This window comes from Geodermatophilus sp. SYSU D00758, from assembly GCF_054049955.1.
The window spans coordinates 54,555-80,852 of sequence record NZ_JBJGYK010000002.1 but is presented as its reverse complement, the minus strand read 5'-3'; the positions used below and the strand labels follow the sequence as shown (position 1 = coordinate 80,852).

Sequence of the window (26,298 nt, the reverse complement as noted above, 5' to 3'; positions counted from 1 at the left end):
CTGAGGTGTATGGCGCGGGGCCCTCGGGAGCCCCTTGATTGCTGCCATGAGCGCGTGGGTCTGTGTCCTGGCAGAGGGCCCTCCGGACGACGCCGATGGGTCGTCGACCGCAGGGAGGGATCCGACGTGGAAGTCATGTACGAGCGGGTGGCCGGGCTGGACATCGGCAAGGCGACGCTGACCGCCTGTGTGCGCACGCCCGGTCCGCGGGGGCGGCGCAGTCAGACGCGCACGTTCTCGACGATGACCCGTTCTCTGGAGGCGATCTCGACGATGACCCGTTCTCTGGAGGCGATGCGGGACTGGCTGCTGGAGTGCGGCGTGACGGTCGCGGCGATGGAGTCGACCTCGACCTACTGGAAGGCGCCGTTCTACTGCCTGGAAGAGGTGCTGGAGGTCGGGCTGGTCAACGCCGCGCACATCAAGGCGGTCTCCCGGCCCAAGACCGACGTCAAGGACGCCGAGTGGATCGCCCAGCTGCTGGAGTGCGGCCTGATCCGCCCGTCGTTCGTGCCGCCGCCCGACATCCGCCGGCTGCGGATGCTGACCCGCTACCGGGTGCAGCTGATGGGCGACCGCACGCGGGAGATCACCGGCTGGAGCTGATGCTCGAGGACGCCGCGATCAAGCTGTCCGCGGTCGCGGCCAGCCTGTCCAGCGTGTCGGCGCGGGCGATGCTGGGCGCGCTGATCGCCGGCGAGCGGGATCCGGCGGTGCTGGCGGATCTGGCCAAGACCCGGATGCGGCGCAAGATCCCGGCGCTGACCGAGGCGCTGACCGGTCACTTCGACGAGCACCACGCCGTCGACCAGGGGAAGACTGGTCATCACGGCCACCGCCGTTGGCTTCGCAGCTCGCAATTCCGAAGGATCCAGCGGTGGCCGCCCTCATGGAAGAGCCGCCACGACAGCCCTGCAGCTCGCCGGCGGCGAGGGGCTAAACGACAAGCTCAGGCGGCGCGCTACAAGTCCCGGACCTCCTCTACTGCCTACGCTTCCCGGGATCGGCTGGCGGTCGGGCCTCGGCTTCATGGCCGATGTCCATGCATGTTCGATTTATCGACCGGTCGGTTCGCTTGCCGACCCAGGCGCGGGGGACAGATGCTTAAGCAGTTGCGACTGGTCCGGTACAAGGGCTTCGAGGACTACCGGGTCAATTTTCCCGACCACACGATTTTGGTTGGACCAAACAACGCAGGAAAGTCAACCGTGGTAGGCGCCGTACGCCTGTGCAGCTACCTGATCGGCGTCGCTAAGCGTACGAAGCCGAACGTCGGTCTGCATGACGAAACACGTGACCGGCACGTAGTGGCCTATCCGGTGCACTTGCCGCCTGACAGGTTCGTCTCGGAGAACGTCAGGCACGAGTTTCGGGAGCTTGAGACCCGACTTGAACTAACGGTCAAGAACGGGACTGTCCTGTACGTCGTGTGGCCGGTTGCGACCGAACCCTTCTTCTACTTCGAGCAGATGCCTGGCGCGAACCCCACCCCGAGGATCGCCATCAGGGTAGCGCGGGCGTGGCTTCCGACCATTGGAAATTCGCCCACGCTAACCCCGTTGGCGCAAAGCGAGAGAGTGCTTTCGCGCGCCCATGTCGAAAGCAACTTCGGGACACGATTGGCGAGCAGTCACTTTCGCAACCAGCTACTTTTCTACCAGGAGTACAAGCCGGCACTTTATGAAGAGCTGGTTGTCTTCCTGTTGGAGCACACGCCCGAGATCACGGCCCTCCGACTGGACGCCGATAAGGATGCTGTCGACCTCTACTTTGAGGAGCCGGGACGGCGTGCGCCCAAAGAACTGGTCTGGGCGGGCGACGGCCTACATATCTGGCTTCAACTACTATTTCATATGTGGCGCCACCATGAGAAGCAAGTGCTCTTGCTCGACGAGCCGGACGTATTTCTTCACCCTGACCTTCAGCGAAGGCTCGTGAGAGTGCTCGAAGGCCTTGAGATTCCGCAGACGATCCTCGCTTCGCACTCGGCAGAGGTGGTAGCGGAGGCCGAGCGGGGAGCGGTCGTGATGATCGACCGACTTCGTAAGCGCTCCGTAAGGCCGCAAACAGACGTAGGGCTTGGTGACTTGGGTGAAGCAATCGGCTCCGTCTTCAACTTGCGGCTCACGCGCGCCTTTCGCTCCAAGGTCGTCCTTTTCGTGGAGGGTCAGGACATGAAGATGCTCAGCCACCTCGCAAAGAGGGTCGGAGCGCATAAATTCGCAAGCGAGCAAGGTCTTACAGTCATTCCCTTGGGAAGTTTCTCTCAGTGGCGCAACGCGGCGGCATTTGGCCTGCTCAGCAAGAACTTCCTCGGTGATGCCGTGAAGGTGCGAGTTCTCTTGGACCGCGACTATCGCAGCCGCACTCAGGTGGCGCACGTTATAAATAGTCTCGAGACGACGCCATCGGTCTCTGCCCATGTATGGGGACGTAAGGAGATAGAAAGTTACCTCCTGGATGACTCTCTCCTCCTGCGGGTCGCAAATGTGACGCAACAGCAACTCGACGAAGCTCGCGGAATAGTCTTGGCTGCGCTCGAGGCGGACGTCCAGGCCAATTACATCGCCGAACGCCTTTCGGAGATGAAGTCAACCGGTCTCCATCAGTCCACAATCCTCAAGGCCGCCACTAAGGACTTCAAGGCGACTTGGTCCGACTCTGTGGACCGACTGACTATCCTTCCGCCCAAGGATTACCTGACGGGCTTAAATAGGGAGCTCAAAGTTGAGGGTGCGCGATCGCTATCGTCGAGCAAACTGGCAGCACAGGCTAGAGAAGACGAACTTCCGGCTGAAATCCGGGCATACCTCCACGCTGTGGAGGATGACTTAGCCTAACGCGCCGGCAGACCCCGTCAGGGTAGGCGAGACGAGCCCCGGCGTGGTGGCGGTTCGGCCGGGGTGCAACTGAAGTCTCATGACCGTAGTTAGGTCGCCAGTAAGGGGGGTCATCTGTTTGCCCTCGCTGGCGGAAATCCGTCCTTCTGTGCGTGTCGCGTCGAAAAGGGGTGAGTCCCTTAACCGCCGCCCCAGATGACCGAAAGCTCACCGTACGCGAGTACGCCCGCTCCGACGGTCACAAGTGCCCATCCGAAGGCTTTTCGGTTCAACTCCTTCAGACGATGCGATTCCGCTTCGTTGAGGAGCGACTCGCCATCCTTGCGCGTGGCCTTACGAATGCGGCGGCGCTTGTAGAGCTGCCAGATGTGAACATCCTTCAGAGACTCTCTGAGCGCCGCGTCGATGATGTCCTGCTGGGTGTTCACAACATCCTTGGCGAACGGGCTGAAGCTTCGAAGCTCCAAGAAGGCCTGCAAGCCCGACCCGCCGGTGACAAGAAGCGAACCGTAGATGGCCCAGGTGTCCACGTCAGCGATACTCACTACTTCTCCATGCTTTCTGTGCGGACTGTAGCGGTACGCGGAACGCCCTTTGACGCAGTCCGTTCTCGTTCGGCAGGGCGAACTGCGTCGTCCCTGGTTGCAGATGCCTCTGAACCTTGGGCGGGGCCGCGGCGCCTATGCGGTCGGCCGCCTCGTCGCCAGGGCAGTCTTGACGTTGAGCACGAGATGGCGCCGCGGTGTGCGATGCCTCGCGGCCGGCTCACTGAGTAGACGATCGGGCCGACCGTCGGAGGTCGGCCCGCCAGCCCCAGTCGCTATCTCACCTCAGTGGAAACCGGCTCAAGGAAGAAGAGTTCCGTGGCGCTGTTGTAGTCGCCGATCTGGGCGACGACGTGGAGGTTGTCTCCGACGCCGATGGTGTCCGGGATGTTTGAACCGGTGAGGCGTAGATCAGACACGATGTTGATGTCGTTGAACTGGAAGTTCGGACCTGACGACGTGGTCTCACCGAAATCGCCGGCGCCGACGAGAATGTCGTACCTCGTCTCGTAGTCCTCGTGATGTGCCATCGCGGTGATAGCTCCGTCGAACTCGATGGTCCTGCCCCTGTACTTGGCCGCGAACTCTGCGACCGAAGGGGCAGCCGGGTCCTTGAGTGCCAGTAGAGCTGCGAGCTCCGCGTTGTTCTCGGCAGTCAGGACCTCGTCGGCGGTGGGCTGCGTGGGTGTGGCCTCGGACGTCGTCGCTGCCGGTGGCAATGTCTCTGTCTGCGCACTGGACGCGGCCGCGGCATCGGTCGACTCGGAACTACTGCCGCCACCCCGCGTCTCGGTGACCACGCCAATGATGACGACGAGCGCGAGGACGGCACCGGCAACCGCGAGGAGACGCCAGGGAGTCTTCGGCTTCACACGGCGGAAGGTCAACTCCGTCCGCAACATGGACCCCTGACTCTGCGCGTCGAGTTCCCAGCCGTCCTTCAGCCACTTCGCGATCGTCTTGCCTTCGGTGCCGCGGATGACCCGGACGGTCTGGAGCTCGTACTGCGGGTCGTCGACAGCCATGGCGCGGACTGTAATGAGCCGAAGCAGCGCGTCACGGTTGTTCGGTTGATCCACGGATCATCGTCGCCACATGGATCACAACTGGCGCACCCGACCGTCTGGCCTGCAGCCAGCGGGACATCGAGAGCGAAGGAAAGTTCGGCGCCGCGGCCCGTGACCCAACCGGGTCGCGGAGACGTATCAGGCGACTGGGGAGTGGCGGCACCAGGAGATTTCACGTCCAGCGCGTGACCCAGTCATGACCCACGCAGCGGAAAACAGGGGTCTCCAGGGGGTCGAATCGGGGTTCCGGATGGTCCTCCAGATCTTCTCCAGAAGGCCTAACAGGCGGGTTGACCTGCGGTTCTGTGTGGAGCGGGTGACGGGAATCGAACCCGCATGGCCAGCTTGGAAGGCTGGGGCTCTGCCATTGAGCTACACCCGCGGAACGGCGTGCGTCGTCGACCGGGATCCACGAGGCCACCGTTCGCGTAGAGGGTAGCGCCTACCCGCACGTGGGCCCCGGTCGGGCGCTGACCCTGCGGCGGCGTCCGCAGGCACGACGGCGAGGGAAGCACCGGCCGGACGTCGGACGGCGTTGCTACGGTCCGCCGCGTGACCGACGCCACGAAGCAGTCCGACGCCGGGCAGGCCGCCGCCACCGACGACACCGCCTGGCTGGACGCCACGGCCCAGGCCGAGCTCGTCCGCACCGGGGAGGCCAGCCCGCGGGAACTGGTCGAGGCGGCCATCGCCCGCATCGAGCGGGTCAACCCGCAGCTCAACGCGGTGATCCGGGAGCGCTTCGACGCCGCCCGCGCCGAGGCCGCCGGCGACCTGCCCGAAGGCCCGTTCCGGGGCGTGCCGATGCTGCTCAAGGACCTCGGTTGCCACGTGGCGGGGGAGGAGACCCACTACGGCACCTCCTTCCTGCGCGACGCCGGGGTCCGCTGGCCCACCGAGAGCCACCTGGCGCGGCTGTTCCGGGCGGCCGGCCTGGTCGCCCTGGGGCGCACCAACGTCCCGGAGTTCGGCACGACGGTCACCACCGAGGCGCCGGCGACGGGTCCCGCCCGCAACCCCTACGACCTGAGCCGGTCGACCGGTGGCTCCAGCGGCGGCTCGGCCGCGGCGGTGGCGGCCGGCCTGGTGCCGGTGGCCCACGCCAACGACGGCGGCGGGTCCATCCGGATCCCGGCCAGCGAGTGCGGCCTGGTCGGGCTCAAGCCCACCCGGGCGCGGGTGAGCCAGGGCCCCGAGATCGGGGAGAGCTGGGCCGGCGCCACGATCGACGGCGTCGTCACGCGGACGGTGCGCGACACCGCCGCCGTCCTCGACGCCATCGCCCGGCCGATGCCGGGGGACCCCTACGTCGCCCCGCCGCTGCCGCGCCCGCTGGTCGAGGAGCTCGGGGCCCCGGTCGGCCGCCTGCGGGTCGGCCTGCTCGACGCCGACCCGGGGGAGCAGTACCTCGACCACCCGAGCTGCCGGGCCGCCGTGGAGCGCACCGGCCGGTTGCTCGAGGAGCTCGGCTGCGCCGTCGAGCCGGGGACCCCGGATGCGATGTTCGACCCGCTGTTCCCGCGGTTCTTCACCACCACGATCGCCGCCGACACCGCGCTGACGATCAGCGCCTTCGAGCGGTTCACCCTGGGCCGGGAGATCGCCGACGAGGAGCTCGAGCCCCGCAACGTCATGTACCGCGCCGTCGGGCGGAAGCTGACCGCGGAGGAGTACCTGGGTGCCCGCATGTGGCTGGGCTCCTGGACGCGCCGGATGGCCACCTGGTGGGCGCCGCCGGAGCTCGGCGGCCAGGGGTTCGACCTGCTCGTGACGCCGACCGTCGGCGCCCCGTCGCCCGAGCTGGGCTGGTTCACCGCCGACGGGCACGAGCACGAGGGACGCCGGATCAACAGCTTCATCCCCTACACCGCGCAGTTCAACGTCACCGGGCAGCCGGCCATCAGCCTGCCGCTGCACCGGACCGACGACGGCCTGCCCGTGGGGGTGCAGCTGGTCGCCGCGGCCGGCCGCGAGGACGTCCTGGTGCGGGTGGCCGCGGCCCTGGAGCAGGCCGCCCCCTGGGCCGACCGCCGGCCGGCCGTGCGCGCCTGACCAGGATGGCCCGCGGTGACGGGCCTAGACTCGGACCGCCACGGGGTGTGGCGCAGCTTGGTAGCGCACCCGCTTTGGGAGCGGGGGGCCGTGGGTTCGAATCCCGCCACCCCGACCGGGGCGTCGCCATCCGTCCCCTCCCGCCGCCCCCCGGCCGCCTCCGCGGTGCCTAGACTCGGGGGTCGACCGGCGTCGTCCGCCCTGCCCGGCGGCGCCTCCTTCCCCTGTCTGACCGCCGACCGAGGAGCACTGCTGCTGTGAAGAGCACCATCGAGGAACTGGGCCCCACGCGGGTCCGGATGGCGATCGAGGTGCCGTGGGGGGACCTGGACCACGCCTTCGGTGAGGTCTACAAGGAGCTCGGCCGCCAGGTGCGCGTGCCCGGCTTCCGCCCCGGCAAGGTGCCCAACCGGGTCATCGACACCCGCATCGGCCGGCCGCTGGTGCTCGAGCAGGTCGTCCAGCACGCCATCCCCGAGGTCTACTCCGAGGTCGTGCGGGAGAACCAGGTGCGCGTCCTGGGCCAGCCCGACATCGAGGTGACCCGCCTCGACGACAACGACACCCTCGCCTTCACCGCCGAGGTCGACGTCGCCCCCAAGCTCGAGCTGCCCGACCTCGACTCGCTCGCGGTCACCGTCGACGACGTCGAGGTCACCGACGAGGAGATCGACCAGCAGATCACGGTCATGCGCGAGCGGTTCGCCATGCTCACCGCCGTGGAGCGCCCCGTCGAGGACGGCGACTTCGTCTCCATCGACCTCGAGGCCAAGCTGGACGGCGAGGTGCTCGAGGACGGCTCCACCACCGGCATGTCCTACGAGGTGGGCTCCGGCTCGCTCATGGAGGGTCTGGACGACGCCGTCCGCGGGCTGTCCGCGGATGAGTCGGAGACCTTCGAGACCGCGCTGCTCCAGGGCCCCAACGCCGGCCAGACCGCCGAGGTCACCGTGACCGTGCGCTCGGTGAAGACCAAGGAGCTGCCCGAGCTCGACGACGACTTCGCCTCGACCGCCAGCGAGTTCGACACGCTGGAGGAGCTGCGCGACGACGTCCGCACCCGGCTCGGCCGCACCAAGGTGCTGCAGCAGGGCGCCCAGGCCCGCGACAAGCTGGTCGAGCACCTCATCAGCACGATCGAGGTCCCGGTGCCGGAGAACCTGGTCGAGCGCGAGGTCGAGTGGCGCAACAACGCCTTCGAGCAGCAGCTGGCCCAGGCCGGGATGGACTGGGACACCTTCCTCAAGATGTCCGACGTCGCCAGCCGCGAGGACTACGACGCCGACCAGCGCAAGAACATCGAGGAGGCGGTCAAGACCCAGTTCATCCTGGACGCGATCGCCGACGCCCGTGAGGTCACCGTCGACAACGACGACCTCTCCGCGCAGATCGTCGCGCAGGCCCAGCGCAACCGGACGAGCCCGGAGCAGTACGCGCAGCAGCTGCAGCAGGGCGGCAACATCGCCGAGTTCGTCGCCGACGTCCGCCGCACCAAGACGCTCGCCCAGCTGCTGGAGCAGACGACGATCACCGACGCGTCCGGCAACCCCGTGGACCTCGAGGCCCTGCGGCCGAAGACCGTCCAGGCGTCGGGGGCCGCTGCGGAGACCCCCGAGGAGCCGGCCGCCGACGAGGCCGCTGCGGACGAGGCCGCTGCCGACGACGCCGCTGCGGACGACGCCGCCGACGAGGGCCCCGAGGCCGAGGTCGTCGACGCGGTCGCCGTCGAGGCCGCCGAGGGCGCCACCGAGGACACCGAGGACGTCACCAAGGGCTGAACGAGGACGCCTGGACGGACGCCGTCCGCCCCCGTGACCCGGGGGTGGGCGGCGTCCGTCGTCTCCCGGGCCCCTGCTGCGCCCACGGCGAACACCGCCCGCGCCGGGACTGCCGCCCCTCCGGTGCGCGTTAGGGTCGACGCAGACCTCGGCGGGCACCGGGTACCGCGACCGGCGCAGAGTGCCCCCGGGCCGCACCACCCCGACCCGACGAGACCGACCGGCCCACAGTCCTACGGAGGTCACCACACCCGTGAGCACCAACCCGAACCCGGCGAGCGCGCCCGTGCTGCGTGGCGCCACCGGGGGGATGAACCTCAACGACTCGGTCTACGAGCGCCTGCTGCGCGAGCGCATCATCTTCCTCGGCACCCAGGTCGACGACGTCATCGCCAACCAGCTGGCCGCCCAGATGCTGCTGCTGTCGGCGGAGGACCCCAAGCAGGACATCCACCTGTACATCAACTCGCCCGGCGGCTCGGTCAGCGCCGGCATGGCCATCTACGACACGATGCAGTTCATCGACTGCGACGTGGCCACCTACGGCATGGGCCTGGCCGCCTCCATGGGCCAGTTCCTGCTGACCGCCGGCACCAGGGGCAAGCGCTACGCCCTGCCGCACGCGCGGATCATGATGCACCAGCCCTCGGCCGGCGTCGGCGGCACCGCGGCCGACATCGCCATCCAGGCCGACCTGTTCCGGCGGACCAAGCGCGAGCTCAACGAGCTGCAGTCCTTCCACACCGGGCAGCCGATCGAGCAGATCGAGCGCGACTCCGACCGCGACCGCTGGTTCACCGCGCAGGAGGCCCTCGAGTACGGCTTCGTCGACCACGTGGTCACCCGCGCCACCATGACCGACCAGTCCAACCCGGTCACCGACAACTGACGGCTCGGAGGAGACCGACCATGAGCTTCCAGATGCCCTCCAGCCGGTACATCCTGCCCTCCTTCGTGGAGCGCACGAGCTACGGCATGAAGGAGTCCAACCCGTACAACAAGCTCTTCGAGGAGCGCATCATCTTCCTCGGGGTGCAGATCGACGACGCTTCGGCCAACGACGTGATGGCCCAGCTCATCACGCTCGAGTCGGCCGACCCGGACCGCGACATCACCATCTACATCAACTCGCCCGGTGGCTCCTTCACCTCGCTGATGGCCATCTACGACACGATGATGTTCGTCCGGCCCGACATCCAGACCGTGTGCATGGGCCAGGCCGCCTCGGCCGCCGCCGTCCTGCTCGCCGCGGGCACCCCCGGCAAGCGGCTCGCGCTGCCCTACTCCCGGGTGCTCATCCACCAGCCCTCCGGTGAGGCCGGCGGGCAGGTGTCCGACCTGGAGATCCACGCCGCGGAGATCCAGCGCGTGCGGACCCAGATGGAGGAGATCCTGGCCCGGCACAGCGGGCGGTCCATCGAGCAGGTCCGCGCCGACATCGACCGCGACAAGATCCTCACCGCTGAGGAGGCCAAGGAGTACGGCCTGGTCGACCAGGTGATCCAGAGCCGGAAGCTGAACGCGCTCCCGTCCTGATCGATCCGGGTCGGAGGCGCGCGTGTCGCGCCTCCGACCCGTACCGTCGGGAGGGACGGGACGCATGTGGTCGGGACCGCACACCGGGCGAGTCAACGCCCCGGCGGGCAGGTCCCGGCAGGTACCGTCGGCGAGCGCCCGACCCCCGGCCGGCCGAGCCGGGGCGAGAGCCTCGCGGAGAGAGATGACCAGGCGGGGCCGACAGACGCGACATCGGCAGAGTTCACACGCAGGCACCGGTTCCCGGGGCCTGGTTCCCCCGAGGTGGAGGTCAGCAGGTGGCACGAATCGGTGAGAGCGGTGACCTGCTCAAGTGCTCGTTCTGCGGGAAGAGCCAGAAGCAGGTCAAGAAGCTCATCGCGGGCCCCGGGGTCTACATCTGCGACGAGTGCATCGACCTCTGCAACGAGATCATCGAGGAGGAGCTCTCGGAGTCGTCGGACCTCAAGTTCGACGAGCTGCCGAAGCCCAAGGAGATCCACGATTTCCTCGAGCAGTACGTCATCGGCCAGGAGAAGGCCAAGCGCACGCTCTCCGTCGCGGTGTACAACCACTACAAGCGGGTGCAGGCGGGCAATGCCGGCAACCGCGACGACTCGGTCGAGCTGGCCAAGTCCAACATCCTGCTGATGGGCCCCACCGGGTGCGGCAAGACCCACCTGGCGCAGACCCTCGCCCGGATGCTCAACGTCCCCTTCGCGATCGCCGACGCCACGGCGCTCACCGAGGCCGGCTACGTCGGTGAGGACGTCGAGAACATCCTGCTCAAGCTGATCCAGGCCGCCGACTACGACGTCAAGCGGGCCGAGACCGGCATCATCTACATCGACGAGGTCGACAAGATCGCCCGCAAGAGCGAGAACCCGTCGATCACCCGCGACGTCTCCGGCGAGGGCGTGCAGCAGGCGCTGCTGAAGATCCTCGAGGGGACGACGGCGTCGGTGCCCCCGCAGGGCGGCCGCAAGCACCCGCACCAGGAGTTCATCCAGATCGACACGACGAACGTCCTGTTCATCGTGGGCGGCGCGTTCGCCGGCCTGGAGAAGGTCATCGAGCAGCGCATCGGCAAGCAGGGCATCGGCTTCGGCGCCGAGGTCCGCAGCAAGGCCGAGATCCAGGAGGCCAACGCCTTCGCCGAGGTCATGCCCGAGGACCTGCTGAAGTTCGGCATGATCCCCGAGTTCATCGGCCGGCTCCCGGTGATCACCAGCGTGCAGAAGCTGGACCGCGAGGCGCTGATCAACATCCTCACCGAGCCGAAGAACGCCCTGGTGCGGCAGTACCGGCGGCTGTTCGAGCTCGACGGGGTGGAGCTGGAGTTCAGCGACGACGCCCTCGAGGCCATCGCGGACCAGGCGATCCTCCGCGGCACCGGCGCCCGCGGCCTGCGCGCGATCATGGAGGAGGTGCTGCAGTCGGTGATGTACGACGTCCCCAGCCGGGACGACGTCGCCTCCGTGGTGATCACCAAGGAGGTCGTGCTGGAGCACGTCAACCCGACGATCGTGCCCCGCAAGCCGAGCCGCGCCCCCCGCGAGAAGAGCGCCTGACCCCGAACACCTGACCGACGAGCCCGTCCCTCTGCCGAGGGGCGGGCTCGTCCAGTTCCCGGGCCGATCGTGTGCACGGCCGCACGGCTCTCGCCGCGGCTCCCGTGGCGGGGAAGGGCTGCGGCGCCCGGTGTCGCCGCCGGTCGACGGCTGCCGGCTCGGGGACGCACCGCCGCCGGGCTCGGGAACCACCGCCGCCGCCGGGATGGAGTGCGCCACCCGGGCACGCGGATCCGCGCCCAGCACCTCTGCCGGTGCGGCGCTGACGAGGAGCAGCGGGACGAGCCCCGGGGAGGCACGGGGCTGGAGCCCGAGCCTTCGGGGGAGCCGGCGTTCCCCCGAAGCGGGGAGGCCCCCCTGCCACCGGCTCCTGACCTGCGGGAACGGCCTCGCGTCGCCGAGGGGGGAACCCGCAGCCGGGCGCCGAGGCGTCCCCTGGAACGGTGGGATCCTTCTTGGGGACCTGGGACCCTACCCGAGCGGAACCCCCGGCTGCACCGTGAGGACCGGCACAGGGGGAGGTGGTGGTCGTGGCCATCCGGATCCTCCTCGTCGACGACCACGCGGTGGTGCGCCAGGGACTGCGCATGTACCTCGACCTCGAGGACGAGTTCACGGTGGTGGGCGAGGCCGCCGACGGGGAGCAGGCCGTGACGCTGGCCCGTGCACTGCGCCCCGACGTCGTGGTCATGGATCTGCTGATGAACGGCATGGACGGCATCTCCGCGACCGAGAGCATCCGCGCGGAGATGCCGGATGTGGAGGTGCTCGCGCTGACCAGCGTGCTGGAGGACGCGTCGGTGGTGGGAGCGGTGCGCGCAGGAGCGGTGGGCTACCTCGTGAAGAACATCGAGGCCCCGGAGCTGCTGCGCGCCATCCGGGCCGCCGCAGCCGGGCAGGTGTACCTGTCGCCGGCGGCGGCGGCTCGACTGGTGCGCGAGGTGACCGCGCCGGTCCACCCGGGGCAGCTGACACCCCGCGAGTCGCAGGTGCTGCTGCTCCTGGCCCGGGGCAGGGCCAACAAGGAGATCGCTCGTGAGCTGTGCATCGGGCAGCAGACGGTCAAGACGTACGTGAGCAACATCCTGAGCAAGCTCGGTGTCCAGAGCAGGACGCAGGCGGCGCTGTACGCCGTGCAGGCGGGTCTGCTGTCGGTGCAGGAGCTGTCGAGGGCGTGAGGGGTGGTGCCGTGGACGTCGAGACCGGCCACCTCGGTGTGCCCTCGCAGCGGGCCGAGCCGCCGGACGGCGGCATCGTGCGGCCTGTCGATGCGTCGCTGTTCCGCCGCCTGGTCGACTCCGTCACCGACTGCGGCATCGTGGCCATCGACGTCCACGGTCGGGTGGCCAGCTGAAACAGCGGGGCCGCGCGGACCTTCGGCTACCGGCCGGACGGGATCGTCGGCGAGCCGATGGGACGGCTGTACCCCGCCGCGGTCGCCGCATCCGGGGAACTCGACGAGGCGCTCGCCGAGGCGGCCCGTGGAGGCAGCCACGTCGGGACGGGGTGGCTCCGGCGCCGGGACGGGTCCCGCGTGTGGGGCAGGACGGTCCTGTCGGCGTCGACGGACGGCGCCGGCAACCTCGAGGGGTACTGCCTCGTCGTGCACGACCTCACCGAGCAGAAGGCGCAGGAGGACCAGCTGCACCAGCGCGGCCGCCTGGAGCAGCGCCTGTTGCGGGCGCTGGCCGAGACCAACCAGGCCATCCTGGAGGGCGGCCCCAGCGATGACGTGCTGCTGCTGATCGCCCGGCTGGCCCGGTGGCTGATCCGTGCAGCAGCGACCGTGATCGTCATGCCACTGCCCGCCGGCGATCTGGTGGTGCAGGCTACCGACGGCCTGGAGGCCCTTGCGGGGGAGATGTCGAGCGCATCCGGGGGGGCGGCCCTGGCGGCGGAGGTGATGCGCAGCAAGCGCGTCTGCGTCGTCAGCGACCTGTCCCGGACGTCGCCGGCAGACCGGGACCCCGTAGCGCCAGGCGACCTCGGGCCCGCGATGTTCGTCCCCCTGCTGGTGCGCAAACGCGTCATCGGCGTCATCGTCCTCGCGAGCCGCAGAGGGCAGGCCGCCTTCGGCGACGACCAGCTGCTGACCGTGCAGCTGTTCGCCGCCGACGCCGCGATGGCGGTGGAGCAGGCCAGGCTCCGCGAGCACCTGCGTGAGGTCGCAGTGACCCCGACGTTGGCCGAGAGGCCGTCGCGGGAGACGCTGGACCGCCTGGCACGCAGCGTCGTCGAGTTCGCCGACGCCGAGGCGTGCGCCATCCAGCTCCTCGGTGACGACCGGAGGATGCGGACCGTGGGCAGCCACGGGCTCGCGGGCGATCCGGTGTCGGGGGTGGACCTCGCGTACAGGCACGGCGGCGGGGATCCGGCGCTCGACGCGATCACCATGCACCGCCCGGTCGTCGTCGTCGACGCGAGGGCTCGTCTGCGCGGTGAGGTGCACCTCAGCCCGGTGCACGACCATCCGGACGAGCCGACGTGGGACACGCTGGTGTGCCTCCCGCTGATCGGGCCGGTCGCCACTCGAGGCGCGATCTGCTGCTTCTTCGCTCAGCCGCCCGCCGATCCCGAAGTGGCCTTCCTCAAGGTCGTCGCGAACGACGCCGCGACGGTCGTGGGGAACCTCCTGCTGCTCTCCGCCACGCGGGAGAAGGTCTCGCTGGCGGAGCGACAACACCTCGCCAGAGAACTGCACGACTCGGTGTCCCAGGCCCTCTACGGGATCGGACTGGGGGCCCGCACCATCCGCGAACTGCTCGACCGGGACCCGAGTCGGATCACCGGGGCGGCCGACTACGTCCTGCAGTTGGCCGAGGAGGGCCTCACCGAGATACGGGATCTGATCTTCCAGATGCGGCCCGAGTCGCCGGACCGGGAAGGCCTCCGCGCCGCGCTCACCAGAGAGGCCGACGCCGTCCGCGCCCGGCACGGGATCGTCGTCGAGACCTTCCTCGACGACGTCCCCACCTGCTCCGTCCAGGTGCAGCACACCCTGTACCGGATAGCGCAGGAGGCGTTGCACAACGCGGCCAGGCATGCGCACGCCCGCCGTGTCGAGGTCCGGCTCCGAGCCCACGGCTCCACCCTCGCCCTCGACGTGGACGACGACGGTGTCGGGTTCCGCCCCGACGACGAGTACCCGCAGCATCTCGGACTCCGCTCCATGCGCGAGCGCGCGGCCATGATCGGCGGAGCGCTGGAGATCGACAGCTCACCCGGCGCCGGGACACGAGTGCGGTTGACGGTTCCGTCCGAGTCGGCGCCTGACGTCATGTTTCGTTGATCAGGCTGGTCGCGAGTTCCGGCGAGAACTGACCCGCAGCGGTTCCTTCGCCGATGCCGCAGTTGCCGTCGGATTCACCCGGGACCTTCAGCCACAGGAGCATCTCGGCCTCGTCGTGGGCGCTCGGGGCCCGACCGATCTCCCGGTCGTCGGGATTGCACCAATCGCCGTTCGAGCCATTTCCGTTGCGACTCGTGTCGACCACGAAGGGCTTCGGCGTCCCCAGCAGATCGTTCAGTTCCGCCGCGTACTCGACTTCCTGCTCCGTCGCGTTGTAGTTCGACACGTTCAGGGCGAACCCGTGCGCCTCGCCGATGCCGGCCTCCTGCAGCCGCTCGGCCATGACGTCCGCCGTCACCCAGTTCGAGTGGCCGGCGTCGAGGTACACCCAGACGTCCTCGTCCTGCAGCGTCGACACCGCGTAGGACAGCAGGTCCAGCCTGTCTCGCTGCTCGTCCTCGCCCAGGCAGCTGTCCAGCTGGGCCAGCGCGTCCGGCTCGAGGACCACCAGAGCCGGGCCGTCACCGAGCCCGGCCGCGAACCCGTCGATCCAGCGGCGGTACCCGCTCTCGTCGGTCACCCCGCCGGCGCTCTCGCCGCCGCAGTCACGCCCCGGGATGTTGTAGGCGACCAGGACGGGAACCTGTCCCGCGTCGGCCGCAGCCGCGGTGTAGTCCGACACCGCGGCGGTGATGTCACCGCTCCACGCGCCGAACCACTTCCCCGTCGGCTGGTCGGCGATGTGTTCGCTGACCGCTCGGGCCGCGGGATCGTCCGGATTCGACTCCACCCAGGCGGCCGCCTGCGAGTCGGGGTCGACGTACAGCGACGAGGCCAGCTCCGAGAGGGACGTCCCGTTCGCGGCCGGCAGCGACGCCGGCTCCGCGACCGAGGTGCCGTACGCCATGGCCGAGACAGCAAGAGTTGCCCCGGCAACCGGCGCGACCACCTTCCATCTGGCCGTGCGGATCTTGTCCTGCAGTGATGACGAACGCATGGAAGAAGTACTCCCGTCAGTCGCGTGGAGATCCGGTGGTCCTGCTGCTCGCTGTTTCTCGGGAACCGCGGTGGTGCTCGTCGACGAGATCCCGCATCAGCGTGGAGAAATCCGCGTCCTTGGGCTCGTACCGATCTGCGCCCGCCGACAACATGCTGCGGATCCGCATCTCGTCGAGATGCGCGGACAGCGCGATGATCCGCACGCGGGGAAGTGCTGCGCGGATGGCGGAGGCGACCCGCTCGCCACCGCCGTCGGGCATGTGCGCATCCACGAGGACGACGTCAGGGCGACGGGCCAGGACCAGCGTTATCGCGTCGTCGACCCGGAGTGCAGCGCCCACGAGCCGGACGCACGGCTCGTCCGTGACCAGATCGACGAGCGCGCCGAGCGCCGGCGGGTAGTCGTCCACGACGACGATCCGCAGAGGCACCGCTGTACGGCCACACGGGGGAATGAGCACGCGGAAAACGCTATGGACGCCCACTCGGCATGTCGGCGTACGAGGGATCGATCTTCGCGTCCGTCAGATGCAGTACGTCCGGGGTGGCCGGCAGGAGCCCGGGGCCTGCTGTGCGGATGCGCCAGGGCCCCACCTGTCGCGGCGATGACGGAGGGTGCGACGAGCTCGCAGTCAGGCGTCGCGCCCGGAGGCCGCCGGGGTGTGCAGGGTGGTCGCGCGCTTCTCCCGCGTGCTCGGCGGACATGGCGCAGCAGGCGGCGCGCTGCGCCCGGCGCGGCGGGGGGCGTGATCGGCAGGCGGCCGCCTGGGATCGCCGACTCGGGGTGCCCGTCGCGACCGGCGGACCACGGCGACGTGTCGCCGGAGCCGGCCGCACCCCGGCGTCCGGATCCGGTCGACGGGGGGCCCGGACCACGCGGAGCCGGCCGGACCGGTGGCGGGCGGCGGACGTCGCCCGCGCGTGGACGCCGCCGCGGTGCCGCCGTCCCTACGGCTCGATCGGCGCCGCCGGGCTACCAGGCGCCGCGACGTCCGACGACCCCTACCGGGACGACGACGCCATCCCGGCCCTCGAGCCGGCCTCGGCCGAACGCCCACCCGAACCGGGACGGTGGAAGAAGCGGCGTCGGATCCCCCAGACGGTCACCCGCCACAGCGCCTCACGGACGATCGCACCGCTCATCTTGCTCCGGCCGCGTTCCCGTTCGACGAACGTGACGGGCACCTCCACGATGTGGAAGCCGCGCTCGACCGCTCGCCTGGCCAGGTCGATCTGGAAGCAGTAGCCCTGCGACGCGACGGTGCCCAGGTCGAGAGCCTCCAGCGCGCCGGCGCGGATCGCCCGATAGCCCCCCGTGGCGTCCTTGATCGCGATCCCGAGCGCCAGCCGGGCGTAGGTCGTGCCACCGCGGGACAGCAACCGGCGCGCCAGCGGCCAGTTGCGGACCGCACCTCCGGGCACCCACCGCGAGCCCAGCACGACGTCGGCCTGCACGAGCGCGGCGAGCAGCCGCGGCAGCTCCTCGGGCTGGTGTGACCCGTCCGCGTCGATCTCGACGAGCACGTCGTAACCCCGATCGAGGCCCCAGCGGAACCCCGCGACGTAGGCCGTGCCGAGCCCCTGCTTGCGGGGCCGGTGCAGCACCGACACGTGGTGGTCCTCGGCGGCGAGGACGTCGGCGATCCGCCCGGTTCCGTCGGGGCTGTCGTCGTCGACGACGAGGATGTCCGCGTGCGGCACGGTCGCGCGCAGCCGGGCGACCACGCCACCGAGGTTGGGGGCCTCGTTGTAGGTCGGGACGACGACCAGGATCGCCTCGACGTCGCGACCGGGCCGCAGTCCCTGATCCGTGTCCATGCTGCGTTCACAACCTCGTGTGCTCTTCCGGCCGATCGGCCGCCTGGTCGATCCGAGGGATCCAGAACTCGACGGTGGCACCGGCCCCGGGCGTCCCCTCGGTCCGGCACCAGCCGCCGGCGATCTGGGCGCGCTCGTGCATGAGGGTCAGGCCGAGGTGCCCGGCGTTCGACCCGGCGATGCCGGGGTCGTAGCCGACGCCGTCGTCGATGACGGTGACCAGGACCCCGTCGCTGACGTCCCGCAGTTGCACGTGCACCGTGCTGGCCTGGGCGTGCCTGCGCACGTTGGTCAGCGCTTCCTGTGCGAGCCGGTATGCCACCAACAGCGTCTCGATGGGCAGGTCGGCACCCAGATCGTCGTCCAGACGGACCAAGGCACCGGTATCGGCGTGCAGCTGCTGCAGGCACCGCTGCACCGCGGAGAGGAACCCACCCTGCTCGAACCCGGGGGGCCGCAGGTCGAAGACGACGTGGTGCAGCCGTCCCACGGCGACCTGCATGATCTCCTCGAGGCGGTTCAGCAGCCTCCGGTCACCGGGATCGCTCAGCCGCCGTCGCAGCTGGTGCAGACGGAACGACGCCACGGTGATCGCCAGGATCGGCTCGTCGCTGAGGTCGGCCGCGATCCGTTCCCGCTCCTCCTCCTGGGCGCACAGGAGACGGGCGAGCAGCTCCACGTGCGCCCGGTCGGTCTCCTGGAGCCGCCGCACGCTGTCGCCCAGCACCTGCAGGGTGCGCTCGAGTTGGGAGTCGTCCCAGAACAGCAGGGCCAGCCCGCTGTCCGGGGCCTGGCCGAGGGGCATGATGGTGAGCCCCACGGGGATCTGGGTGCCGTCCTGGCGACGCGCGGCCATCTGCAGGTGGTTCGCGACCCGTGCGGCGCGGCACTCGTCCAGTCGCTGCTCGACGTCGGCACGGAACCGCTCGGGCACGAAGGTGTCGATCGGGGCACCGACCACCTCGGCGGGCGAGTACCCGAGCAGTCGCTCGACGCGCGCGTTCACGCCACTGGCCCGGTCGTCGATGCCGATGACCACCACCGCAGCCGGGATCCGGTCGAGGATGCGGCGCAGCTCCGGGTCGTCCGGTGGCACCCTCACGCCCCTGGCGGCCATGACTACCCGCCCTCGGGGGGAGGGGCCGGTGCCGGGGGTGCGCCCTCGGGGGGAGGGGCCGGTGCCGGGGGTGCGCCCTCGGGTGGGGGGGCCGGTGCCGGGGGTGCGCCCTCGGGTGGGGGGGCCGGTGCCGGGGGTGCGCCCTCGGGTGGGGGAGCCGGTGCCGGGGGTGCGCCCTCGGCGGGCTGGTCGGCTCGCGACTCGCCCGGCTCCTCGGCCAGCTCGGGTGGCAACGTGTACTCCTCACGCGGAGGGACGTCGCCCACCGGTCCGGCCGGCGCGCTCACCTGGAACTCGGCGGTGGTCTCGCTGCCGCTGTCGCGCCCGACGAGCCCGAAGGTCAGGGTGCCCTGGTCGCTCCCGTCGACCTGGAAGCTGCCACCCGCGCCCGCCGCGCCCTGGTCGTCGACCTGGAACGCGGTGACCAGCTCTCCCGGGTTGCCCTGGCCGCGGCCGAGGTAGACCAGCACGACCTCGTCCGGACCGAACCCCTCCGCGAAGAAGCTGAACGTCGTCCCGGGGGCACCGCCGTAGGTGCTGGGCTGGGCGCTCGGGGTGTAGGGGAGGACCTCGAAGCCGGAGCTGGCCGACGCCCGGCTCTGCTCCCCGATCATCACGAGGCTGTTCGAGCCCTTCAGCCCGTACGGGACCTCGAACCCCACCCCTCCGAAGTCGCCCTGGTCGTCGGCCTGCGTGGTCATCAGCGGTGACCCGCTCGACGCGTTGATGTAGATCAGCACCTGCTCGTCGGGTGCGAAACCCTCCCCGGACAGCGTCACCGCCTGCCGGGCCTTCACCGCGTACGGCTCCGCGGCCACGGTGGGGTACAGCCCGGTCAGGTGGAACGCCGCGGTGGCGGCGGTGCCGCTCGTCTCGCCGACCAGCACCAGCGTGCCGTCGCCCACCGTCCCGGTGCCGACCCGCACCGATGCCTCCCCGACGCCCCCGCTCTCGTCGGCCGTCAACGTCGCCGACGGCTCACCGGTCACCCGGCCCCAGTACACGTTGATCGTCTCGCCCGGCTCGAACCCGCGCGCCGAGACTGCGATGACGTCGCCGGGCTTCCCTGTCGTCTCGCTCAGCTCGACGGACCCGGTACCCGCGGTGGCGACAGCCTCCGCCGTCGCGGTGATGTCGCTGTCGCGCTGCTTGGCCGTCACCTCGAGGTTGCCGGGTGCCAGCCGCTCCGGCAGCGCCAGCTGGGTGCTGAACCCACCGTCCTCGTCTGCCTCGGCCGACCCCACCCCCTCGCCTTCGGCGGCGCCCGCAGCGCTGAGCACGAGATCCACCGTGGAGCCGGGGTCGAAACCGAACCCGCTGACGGTGATCGATGCACCCGGCTGGGCCACGGCCGGGTTCAACGTGATCACCGAACCCGCCGGCGCGATCCGCTGGCCGTCGATGGTCACCGGCTGGCGCTGGCGGTTCTCCCGATCGGGGACCTCGGCCTGGGTGTCACCGCTTCCTGCGGTGGGGACGGTCTCGCCCCCGGAGTTCCCGATCACGCCCCGGCCGACCCACACCGCCACCACGATCACCGCCACCGCCACCGCGATGGTCCGCCAGCTCAGGGCGGGTACGAGTGTGCGGACGTGCGCCCACCTGGAGGTGGTGGCTCCGGGGGCGGTCGGGTCCACCGGGGGAGTGCGGCCTTCGTCGGTCGACCGCGTGTCCTCGGGAACCCGATCGTCGAGCGGAGGCGCGGGGACGGGGAGCGCGGCAGCCACGCCGGCCGGGCGTACGGCGTCGCCGTCCGGGTGGGTGGGCTCCCCGCCGACGACGGCGCCGGCCTCGTCGTGCGGGAGGGCCGGGCCGTCCAGGAACGGTCGCGCGCCGTCTCTCGCGCCCTGCGCCGGGTGCGGACTGCGGCCGTCCGGGGCGCCGGGCCGGGCGATCGCGGTCTGCGCCTCCGCGTCGGCCGAGCGCCGCTTCGGGCGCAGCAGCCGCGCCGCCGACCGATCCGGTGCGTCGTTGCCCGGGGGTCCGAATGCATCGGTCATTACCCTGATCCCTCCCGGCCGTCGGGTCGTGCGGGTCGGACGTCCTCACCGACGCGGTGGACGGACAGTTCGACATCGCCTTGCTCGACGTGCCACACCTCTTCGGAGTGGTTGTCGAGCGCGTCGAGGATCCAGTCCTCGCGTCCGTCGCCGTTGTTGCGATCCATCGCCTCGCGCATCTTGTTGGACATGACGATGTAGTCGATCTCTCTCCAGTCCTGCCTGAAGAGCTCGTCACGCACCTCCGGGTCGGCCGAGGCCTTCCAGTGCGAGTGCGCGAAGCGGTACCTGGGCGTCATGTCGTGCAGCGAGACCCACATGTCGTCGTCGATGATCAGCCGCGCGGTCGGCGGCACGTTCTCCTCGACCCACGCCAACTGCTGCTCCTGCATCTCGGTCAGCCGCAGCCGGTACATGTCGTGGGCCTGCAACTGCCCCTCGTCGCCGTGCACGACCAGGTATCCGCCGACCGGCGACAACAGCACCGCGGCCGCGGCCACCGGTACGGCTCTCCGCGCCACGGCCGGGGCACGGCGGACCAGCGCACCGGTGACCATGCCGATGGCCAGCGCGAGCAGCGGCACCAACGGCACGATGTAGAACTCCAGCAGGACGCTGCCGCGGGCCAGGTAGATCGCATAGCTGATCACCAGCAGGGCGGTGACCAGCTCGCCCTCGTTGCGACGGGAGTCGCGTGCGCCCTGCACCAGCAGGACGGCGGTCGCGACACCGCCCGCGGCCAGCAGGAAGAGGTCCTTGGGCAGCCAGAAATCGCGCATCATCTGCCAGAAGACGCTGTCCCCGCTGATCACCGTGCCCTGCGTGCGGTTCAGCTGCCACCACACCGTGTACGCCAGCGACACCCGGTCGGCGGGCGGGTTGGCCAGATCGAAGTTGAGACCCGTCGGGAGCAGTTCCTGCTTGAGGACCGCGTACATGAAGTAGAAGGCGACCGGGGTTCCCGCGGCGAAGTAGAAGAAGCCCCTGGCGAAGCGCCGGTTCAGCCGATACCGGATCCGCCGGTACAGCAGGAAGACGAGTACCGGGCCGAAGAAGATCGCGTTCTCCTTCGTCACCACGGCCATCCCGAACGCAAGACCCGCCGCGAGCGCAGAGGTGATGCGGCTGTCGCGCCTGCTGAGCAGGAACAGGCTCAGCAACAGCCAGAAGACCATGAGGTTGTCCAGCAGCACCTGGCGCTGGTAGAAGATCCCCAGCGGCGAGAGGTTGAACAGCGCGGTCGCCACGAGCGCGGCCGTCGTGCTGGCCGAGAAGCGCCGGGTGATCTCGAACAGGAAGAAGACCGACGCCGTGTGCACCAGCACCATCAGCACCCGCCCGGTGTTGATCGGGTTACCGAACAGGTCGAACTGACCGGGCAGGATCCCGACCCACGCCGCCAGCACCAGCCACCCACCGGGTGCGTGGTCGTAGAAGTACGTGTACGGGGACAGCTTCCACTCCCGCAGCACCGACCACGCCTGCTGGGTGTAGATGCCCTCGTCGGTCAGGTACAGGGGGTAGTCGAACAGGTTGTAGCCGTGGGAGATCCCGCCCACCGCCAGCGCGGCGACCAGGACCCGGCCGTCCCGCCGCTGCGACGTCGCGGTGAGCTCACGCAGCACCGGGGGCCACCCCGATCACCCACGCGACCCGCGGCTCACCGAGCAGGCCGGGCACGGCCTTCCCCTCTGTGAGCACGTGGATGTCGAGAACAGCACGCTTCATTTGCCTGCTCCAGCTTTCCGGCGAGGCGCTACCGAGATCGTCGGTTCCGCGGACCACCGCCTGCATCCCGCGAGAATCCGTCTTCCCCCCGGCCCTTCGGGGGGTGCGCCGGCTCACCCTGACGGGTGGCCGTCCCGGTACCTGCTGCCGCGGGCCGACGTCGTCCTGCGCCGGGCCCGGGGGCGCTCGGCCCGGCCGCGGTCAGCGCCGTCATGGTGCTGGACGGGCGCCGGCCTGCCGCCCTGCACGGCCCGGCCCCTCCACCATCCGGCCACGTCGCGACCGGCCGGTGCGCGGCCGGTCAGCCTGGATGGCGCACCGTGGGGCGCTGCGACGATCGGCTCACGACCGTGCGAGATCGCGTTGCCCCGCACCGGCCGCGTCATCCCCCGGTAGCCGAGGTGCCGGGACGGCAGGCCCAGCGCAAGGGGGGACCGCCCACGTCGACGTCCCGGTGCCGGGCCGCTCGCGCCAGACCCACGTCGTGCTCGCACCGAAGTTGAACCCGGCGGCCGCCGCGATCCCGGCCAGGTTGGCCAGCAGGTGGTGCACGTCCAGCCCGACCAGTGCCCACACCACGGCGACGTTGAGCGTCATCGTGGTCAGCGAACTGAGGCCGAACCTGCCGAACTGCGCGAGCGACGCCCGGCGCCGACCGAAGGTCCAGCGGTTGTTGACCAGGTAGTTGTGGGCGACCGCCAGCGCCACGGCCACCGGCGCGGCCACCAGCAGCGGCAGGTCCGCCACGACGTAGAGCCCGTGCAGCACCAGCACGTTCACCACGACACCGCCCGCGCCGACCACGGCGAAGCGCAACGCCTTCATCGACGTGGGGACGCACGGGAGGCGGGCGCTCACCGCAGCACTCCTGGACACCGACTCCACCATCCGACGGTCGACCCCTCGGTTTGCACTCACCCGGAACCGTGCGACCGGAATCGTGCGCTGCGAGACCGTCGGCTCACATCCCGCAACGAGCCGACATCGCGGCCCGACCTTCCGGGGTCACGGCACCGACCCCGCTTGGGGGATGCGCCACCGGCTCGCCGCAGCGGACGTCGTCGCCGGTGGGGCGGACCCCGTGGCGTCACAGGGATGCCGCGCCCGAGCCCGTGAGGCATGCGTCCCGCTGCCGGCGGCTCCCGGGCGCCCCCGGTCGTGCCTGCTCCCCGGGGGCCTCGCCACCGCCGGGGAGCGCCTCCGCCGGACGACGGGGGCCGCCTCCCCGGGAAGTCCGGGCACCGCCTCGGTTCCCGGCGGGATGTCGCCGCCCGGCCGACATCGGACCATGTGCAGCACGAGTCCGATCCAGTGCAGTGGCCCGCCGCGCCGATGACGCAAGCCCTCCGGCACCACGGTCCGGCACTCGACGCCGGGGGACCCCATGACCGTGGTGCTCGTCGTGCTGACGGTGCTGTCGCTGCTCCTGTCGTTGCAGGCCGCCTACACGCTGTACATGATGATCTACACCTGGGATCAGCCGGAGGCCGAGCGGCTGGCCCGCGCTCCGGACGTCTTCGCGCCGCCGACGGTGTCGTTCACGGTTCTCCTCCCTGCGCGGCACGAGGAGGACGTCATCGCCCAGACCATCGAGAACGTCGTGCGGGCGGAGTACCCCTCGCGGTTGCTGCAGGTGTTCGTGATCTGCCGGTTCGACGACGAAGGCACGATCGACCGGGCGCTGGCCAAGCTCGAGCAGCTCGCCGACGTAGGGCTGGAGAACGTCGACATCGTCGTGTTCGACGACGATCCGATCAACAAGCCGCACGGGATGAACCACGCGCTCGCCTTCGCCACCGGCGATGTGGTGACGATCTTCGACGCCGAGGACGACATCCACCCCGACATCTTCAACATCGTCAACACCGTCATGGTCGACGAGGACGTGAAGGTCGTGCAGGCGGGCGTGCAGTTGATGAACTACGCCTCCCGCTGGTACTCGGCCCTGAACGTGCTGGAGTACTTCTTCTGGTTCAAGAGCCGGCTGCACTACCACGCCAAGTACGGGGCGATCCCGCTCGGCGGCAACACGGTCTTCTTCAGCCGCGACATCCTGGACCGCCTCGGCGGCTGGGACGAGACGAACCTGACCGAGGACGCCGACATGGGCCTGCGGGTGAGCCAGATGGGAGAGCGGGTGCGCGTCATCTACGACGACCGCTACGTGACCCGCGAGGAGACCCCGCCGACCCTGACGCACTTCGTCAAGCAGCGCACCCGCTGGAGCCAGGGGTTCATGCAGACGCTCGCCAAGGGCACCTGGAAGCACATGCCGACCCGCACCCAGCGGTGGCTGGCCTTCTACACCCTTGCCTTCCCCAACGCACAGGCCGTGCTGGGGATCTACGTGCCGTTCTCCCTGCTCATGATGTTCTCCCTGCAGGCACCGGTGCCGATCGCGCTGATCTCCTACCTACCGGTCGTGCTGCTCGGCGCGCACTTCATGATCCACGTCGTGGGCCTGTACGAGTTCACCGAGGCGCACGGGCTCAAGGCATCCAGGACGATGATCCTCCGGATGGCCATCGCCTGGTTCCCGTACCAGCTGGTGCTCGCCTTCGCGGCCCTGCGGGCGCTCAAACGGCACGTGCGCGGGATCCACAACTGGGAGAAGACCGCCCACACCGGTCAGCACCGAGGCGGGCCGGCCGCGCGACGCGACGAGGTGCAGGCACGAGCCTGACCCGGCCCTTCACCGGTCGTGCCGGTCCGCGCCCCTGCCACGGGACGACCCGCCGCGTGAGGCCCGCGCCCGGGATCCGCGGGACGACCCCCTGCCCCGGGTCGGTCAGGTGCAGGGCGTGCCGTTCACCCGGAACTCGGTGGGGGCCGTGTCGTCGGAGGTCCAGGTCCCCAGGAAGCCGAAGGACCACCCGGCTCCCGGCCGGATGAGAGCGCTGTAGCAGTCCTCGTTCGTCATGGACACGCTCCGGCCGGTCCGGGTGTAGGTGGCGTCCCAGGCGCGGCTGATCACCTGGTCGCCGGGAAAGGTGAAGGTCAGCTCCCAGTCGTCGATCGTCGCCGCCCCCGTGTTGGTCAGGGTCACCTCCGCGACGAACTGACCCGGCCAGCTCGTGCCGGCGTAGTCGACGCGGCACCCGGTCCCCGGTCCCGGCGGCGGGAAGACGACCGGGCGACCCGCGGCCTGCGCGCCGGCCCCGGAGCCGTCGCGCCCGGGCCGGTCCGACGGCGCCGTGACCGAGCCCGCTTCCTGACCGGAGCCGGTGGCGGTGCCGACCAGCAGTGCGATCGCCAGGCCGGCCACCACGGCGACCGGGACGACGAGCAGCTTCCAGCGCCTGGCGGACCTTCGTCGTGTCGACCTCAACGGACTTCTCCTCTCCTCCCGGCGGTGTCGATCCGGTGTGCGGCGACATCGAGGCTCGTCCGGCCCGGTCCGTCCTCCTCGCACGGCCTGGTGCTCCAGGTGCTGAGGCGGCCCGTGCCCGCTCCCGGCCCGGGGCGGGAGGTCGCGGGAACGGTGCTCCCCGGGACGGGCGGCCGCCCGAGGCCTGCTGCCTCGTGTCGCGACCTCGGGTCGACCGACCGCACGCCGCGCGCGGTGGAACACCGGTCGACGGCTCCCGGGCGGTCATCCGCCCCCGGCCGGGGCGGATGTCCTCGCCTCGTCGAGGCGGATGCCGCCGACCAAGGCGGGTTCGTGTTCGCGGCGCACTGCGACGTCGACCGAACCTCCTCCCTCGAGGAGGACCGTCGCGAGCACCATGCCGCCGCCGAGGTGGTGCACCCACCGTCGCTCGTCGGACGTGGGTGCGCGTCGGTGGATGCCGGTCACCCAGAACAGCGAAGCGCCCCCCTCGGAACCGGCACGGACGACCGCGGCACTCGCACGGAAGGCGAGCACGTCGTGCACCCACACGGCGCGTCCGCGGACCCATCTCCGCCGCCCGGCCCGGTGCACGTACACGGGGAAGCTCCCGTCACGGAGCCACGGCGTCCCCCGGTGACGCCTGGTCGA

At 70.2% G+C, this 26,298-nt stretch carries 22 protein-coding genes, 2 tRNA genes and 1 pseudogene; 13 read left to right on the top strand and 12 right to left on the bottom strand.

The window, feature by feature from the left end; all coding sequences use genetic code 11:
• Positions 1–135: 135 nt before the first annotated feature.
• Entirely contained in the window at positions 136–606 is a 471-nt protein-coding gene (locus tag ACI8AC_RS02340; protein WP_456895064.1) for an IS110 family transposase, read from the top strand.
• A complete protein-coding gene (locus ACI8AC_RS02335) occupies positions 606–2,840 on the top strand; it encodes an ATP-dependent nuclease (protein WP_456894795.1) in 2,235 nt (744 codons plus the stop codon). Before ACI8AC_RS02340 ends, ACI8AC_RS02335 begins: the two co-directional genes overlap by 1 nt.
• 179 nt (positions 2,841–3,019) lie before the next feature.
• Here the strand turns inward: ACI8AC_RS02335 and ACI8AC_RS02330 are convergent, their stop codons facing one another.
• From ACI8AC_RS02330 to ACI8AC_RS02320, 3 genes are all read right to left on the bottom strand, one after another.
• Positions 3,020–3,370: a hypothetical protein gene (locus ACI8AC_RS02330; protein WP_456894793.1), complete on the bottom strand. Its 351-nt coding sequence runs from the start codon at positions 3,368–3,370 to the stop codon at positions 3,020–3,022.
• A 290-nt stretch (positions 3,371–3,660) separates the two neighbouring features.
• Positions 3,661–4,410, bottom strand: coding sequence for a DUF4839 domain-containing protein (locus tag ACI8AC_RS02325; protein WP_456894791.1), 750 nt, complete (start codon positions 4,408–4,410; stop codon positions 3,661–3,663).
• Positions 4,411–4,760: 350 nt separating this feature from the next.
• A tRNA-Gly gene (locus ACI8AC_RS02320) sits at positions 4,761–4,834 on the bottom strand.
• 170 nt (positions 4,835–5,004) lie between these two features.
• On the opposite strand from ACI8AC_RS02320, the gene ACI8AC_RS02315 reads away from it, so the two are divergent.
• From ACI8AC_RS02315 to ACI8AC_RS02270, 10 genes and pseudogenes are all read left to right on the top strand, one after another.
• Entirely contained in the window at positions 5,005–6,504 is a 1,500-nt protein-coding gene (locus ACI8AC_RS02315) for an amidase (protein WP_456894789.1), read from the top strand.
• 41 nt (positions 6,505–6,545) lie between these two features.
• Positions 6,546–6,619 (top strand) — tRNA-Pro (locus tag ACI8AC_RS02310).
• A 142-nt stretch (positions 6,620–6,761) separates the two neighbouring features.
• Positions 6,762–8,282, top strand: coding sequence for a trigger factor (gene tig / locus ACI8AC_RS02305; protein WP_456894787.1), 1,521 nt, complete (start codon positions 6,762–6,764; stop codon positions 8,280–8,282).
• A gap of 253 nt (positions 8,283–8,535) precedes the next feature.
• Positions 8,536–9,171, top strand: a complete 636-nt coding sequence (locus ACI8AC_RS02300; protein ID WP_456894785.1) for an ATP-dependent Clp protease proteolytic subunit — start codon at positions 8,536–8,538, stop codon at positions 9,169–9,171.
• A gap of 20 nt (positions 9,172–9,191) precedes the next feature.
• Positions 9,192–9,818, top strand: coding sequence for an ATP-dependent Clp protease proteolytic subunit (locus tag ACI8AC_RS02295; RefSeq protein WP_456894783.1), 627 nt, complete (start codon positions 9,192–9,194; stop codon positions 9,816–9,818).
• A 278-nt stretch (positions 9,819–10,096) separates the two neighbouring features.
• Entirely contained in the window at positions 10,097–11,368 is a 1,272-nt protein-coding gene (clpX, locus tag ACI8AC_RS02290) for an ATP-dependent Clp protease ATP-binding subunit ClpX (RefSeq protein ID WP_456894781.1), read from the top strand.
• Between the two features lie 530 nt (positions 11,369–11,898).
• Complete coding sequence (locus ACI8AC_RS02285) at positions 11,899–12,546, top strand: response regulator (protein WP_456894780.1); 648 nt, start codon at positions 11,899–11,901, stop codon at positions 12,544–12,546.
• 11 nt (positions 12,547–12,557) lie between these two features.
• Positions 12,558–12,722, top strand: coding sequence for a hypothetical protein (locus tag ACI8AC_RS02280; RefSeq protein ID WP_456894778.1), 165 nt, complete (start codon positions 12,558–12,560; stop codon positions 12,720–12,722).
• A 12-nt stretch (positions 12,723–12,734) separates the two neighbouring features.
• Positions 12,735–13,493, top strand: a pseudogene (locus ACI8AC_RS02275) (GAF domain-containing protein); the annotation flags it as partial.
• Positions 13,491–14,657 (top strand): GAF domain-containing sensor histidine kinase, encoded by a 1,167-nt coding sequence (locus ACI8AC_RS02270; RefSeq protein ID WP_456895062.1) that lies wholly within the window; start codon positions 13,491–13,493, stop codon positions 14,655–14,657. The pseudogene ACI8AC_RS02275 and the gene ACI8AC_RS02270, both read left to right, overlap by 3 nt.
• On the opposite strand, the gene ACI8AC_RS02265 is transcribed toward ACI8AC_RS02270, so the two are convergent.
• From ACI8AC_RS02265 to ACI8AC_RS02235, 7 genes are all read right to left on the bottom strand, one after another.
• Positions 14,644–15,564 carry a glycoside hydrolase family 6 protein gene (locus ACI8AC_RS02265; protein WP_456894776.1) on the bottom strand — a complete coding sequence of 307 codons (921 nt, stop codon included), beginning with the start codon at positions 15,562–15,564 and terminating at the stop codon, positions 14,644–14,646. The genes ACI8AC_RS02270 and ACI8AC_RS02265 overlap by 14 nt on opposite strands.
• 106 nt (positions 15,565–15,670) lie before the next feature.
• On the bottom strand, positions 15,671–16,066 hold the full coding sequence (locus ACI8AC_RS02260; protein WP_456894774.1) for a response regulator: 396 nt from the start codon (positions 16,064–16,066) through the stop codon (positions 15,671–15,673).
• 592 nt (positions 16,067–16,658) lie between these two features.
• The gene (locus ACI8AC_RS02255; protein ID WP_456894772.1) at positions 16,659–17,474 is read right to left on the bottom strand and encodes a polyprenol monophosphomannose synthase; all 816 of its coding nucleotides are present in this window, start codon (positions 17,472–17,474) and stop codon (positions 16,659–16,661) included.
• A 7-nt stretch (positions 17,475–17,481) separates the two neighbouring features.
• Positions 17,482–18,570, bottom strand: a complete 1,089-nt coding sequence (locus ACI8AC_RS02250) for a PAS domain S-box protein (protein WP_456894770.1) — start codon at positions 18,568–18,570, stop codon at positions 17,482–17,484.
• A gap of 23 nt (positions 18,571–18,593) precedes the next feature.
• Entirely contained in the window at positions 18,594–20,591 is a 1,998-nt protein-coding gene (locus tag ACI8AC_RS02245) for a hypothetical protein (RefSeq protein WP_456894768.1), read from the bottom strand.
• Positions 20,591–22,216 (bottom strand): ArnT family glycosyltransferase, encoded by a 1,626-nt coding sequence (locus ACI8AC_RS02240; RefSeq protein WP_456894766.1) that lies wholly within the window; start codon positions 22,214–22,216, stop codon positions 20,591–20,593. The genes ACI8AC_RS02245 and ACI8AC_RS02240 overlap by 1 nt, the downstream gene beginning before the upstream one ends.
• Before the next feature lie 445 nt (positions 22,217–22,661).
• A complete protein-coding gene (locus ACI8AC_RS02235; protein WP_456894764.1) occupies positions 22,662–23,177 on the bottom strand; it encodes a GtrA family protein in 516 nt (171 codons plus the stop codon).
• 526 nt (positions 23,178–23,703) lie between these two features.
• Here ACI8AC_RS02235 and ACI8AC_RS02230 point away from each other — a divergent pair.
• Entirely contained in the window at positions 23,704–25,002 is a 1,299-nt protein-coding gene (locus tag ACI8AC_RS02230) for a glycosyltransferase (protein WP_456894762.1), read from the top strand.
• A 105-nt stretch (positions 25,003–25,107) separates the two neighbouring features.
• Here ACI8AC_RS02230 and ACI8AC_RS02225 read toward each other — a convergent pair whose 3' ends face one another.
• Both ACI8AC_RS02225 and ACI8AC_RS02220 read right to left on the bottom strand, forming a co-directional pair.
• Complete coding sequence (locus ACI8AC_RS02225) at positions 25,108–25,647, bottom strand: cellulose binding domain-containing protein (protein ID WP_456894760.1); 540 nt, start codon at positions 25,645–25,647, stop codon at positions 25,108–25,110.
• A gap of 264 nt (positions 25,648–25,911) precedes the next feature.
• Positions 25,912–26,193, bottom strand: coding sequence for a hypothetical protein (locus ACI8AC_RS02220; protein WP_456894758.1), 282 nt, complete (start codon positions 26,191–26,193; stop codon positions 25,912–25,914).
• Between the last annotated feature and the right edge of the window lie 105 nt (positions 26,194–26,298).

What these genes read in the sequence shown, in the direction of transcription:
- ACI8AC_RS02340 (WP_456895064.1), top strand. Translation starts at nt 136, where the DNA reads ATGTACGAGCGGGTGGCCGGGCTGGACATCGGCAAGGCGACGCTGACC.
- ACI8AC_RS02335 (WP_456894795.1), top strand. Translation starts at nt 606, where the DNA reads ATGCTCGAGGACGCCGCGATCAAGCTGTCCGCGGTCGCGGCCAGCCTG.
- ACI8AC_RS02325 (WP_456894791.1), bottom strand. Translation starts at nt 4,410, where the DNA reads ATGGCTGTCGACGACCCGCAGTACGAGCTCCAGACCGTCCGGGTCATC.
- ACI8AC_RS02295 (WP_456894783.1), top strand. Translation starts at nt 9,192, where the DNA reads ATGAGCTTCCAGATGCCCTCCAGCCGGTACATCCTGCCCTCCTTCGTG.
- ACI8AC_RS02270 (WP_456895062.1), top strand. Translation starts at nt 13,491, where the DNA reads ATGGCGGTGGAGCAGGCCAGGCTCCGCGAGCACCTGCGTGAGGTCGCA.
- ACI8AC_RS02265 (WP_456894776.1), bottom strand. Translation starts at nt 15,564, where the DNA reads ATGGCGTACGGCACCTCGGTCGCGGAGCCGGCGTCGCTGCCGGCCGCG.
- ACI8AC_RS02255 (WP_456894772.1), bottom strand. Translation starts at nt 17,474, where the DNA reads ATGGACACGGATCAGGGACTGCGGCCCGGTCGCGACGTCGAGGCGATC.
- ACI8AC_RS02245 (WP_456894768.1), bottom strand. Translation starts at nt 20,591, where the DNA reads ATGACCGATGCATTCGGACCCCCGGGCAACGACGCACCGGATCGGTCG.
- ACI8AC_RS02230 (WP_456894762.1), top strand. Translation starts at nt 23,704, where the DNA reads ATGACCGTGGTGCTCGTCGTGCTGACGGTGCTGTCGCTGCTCCTGTCG.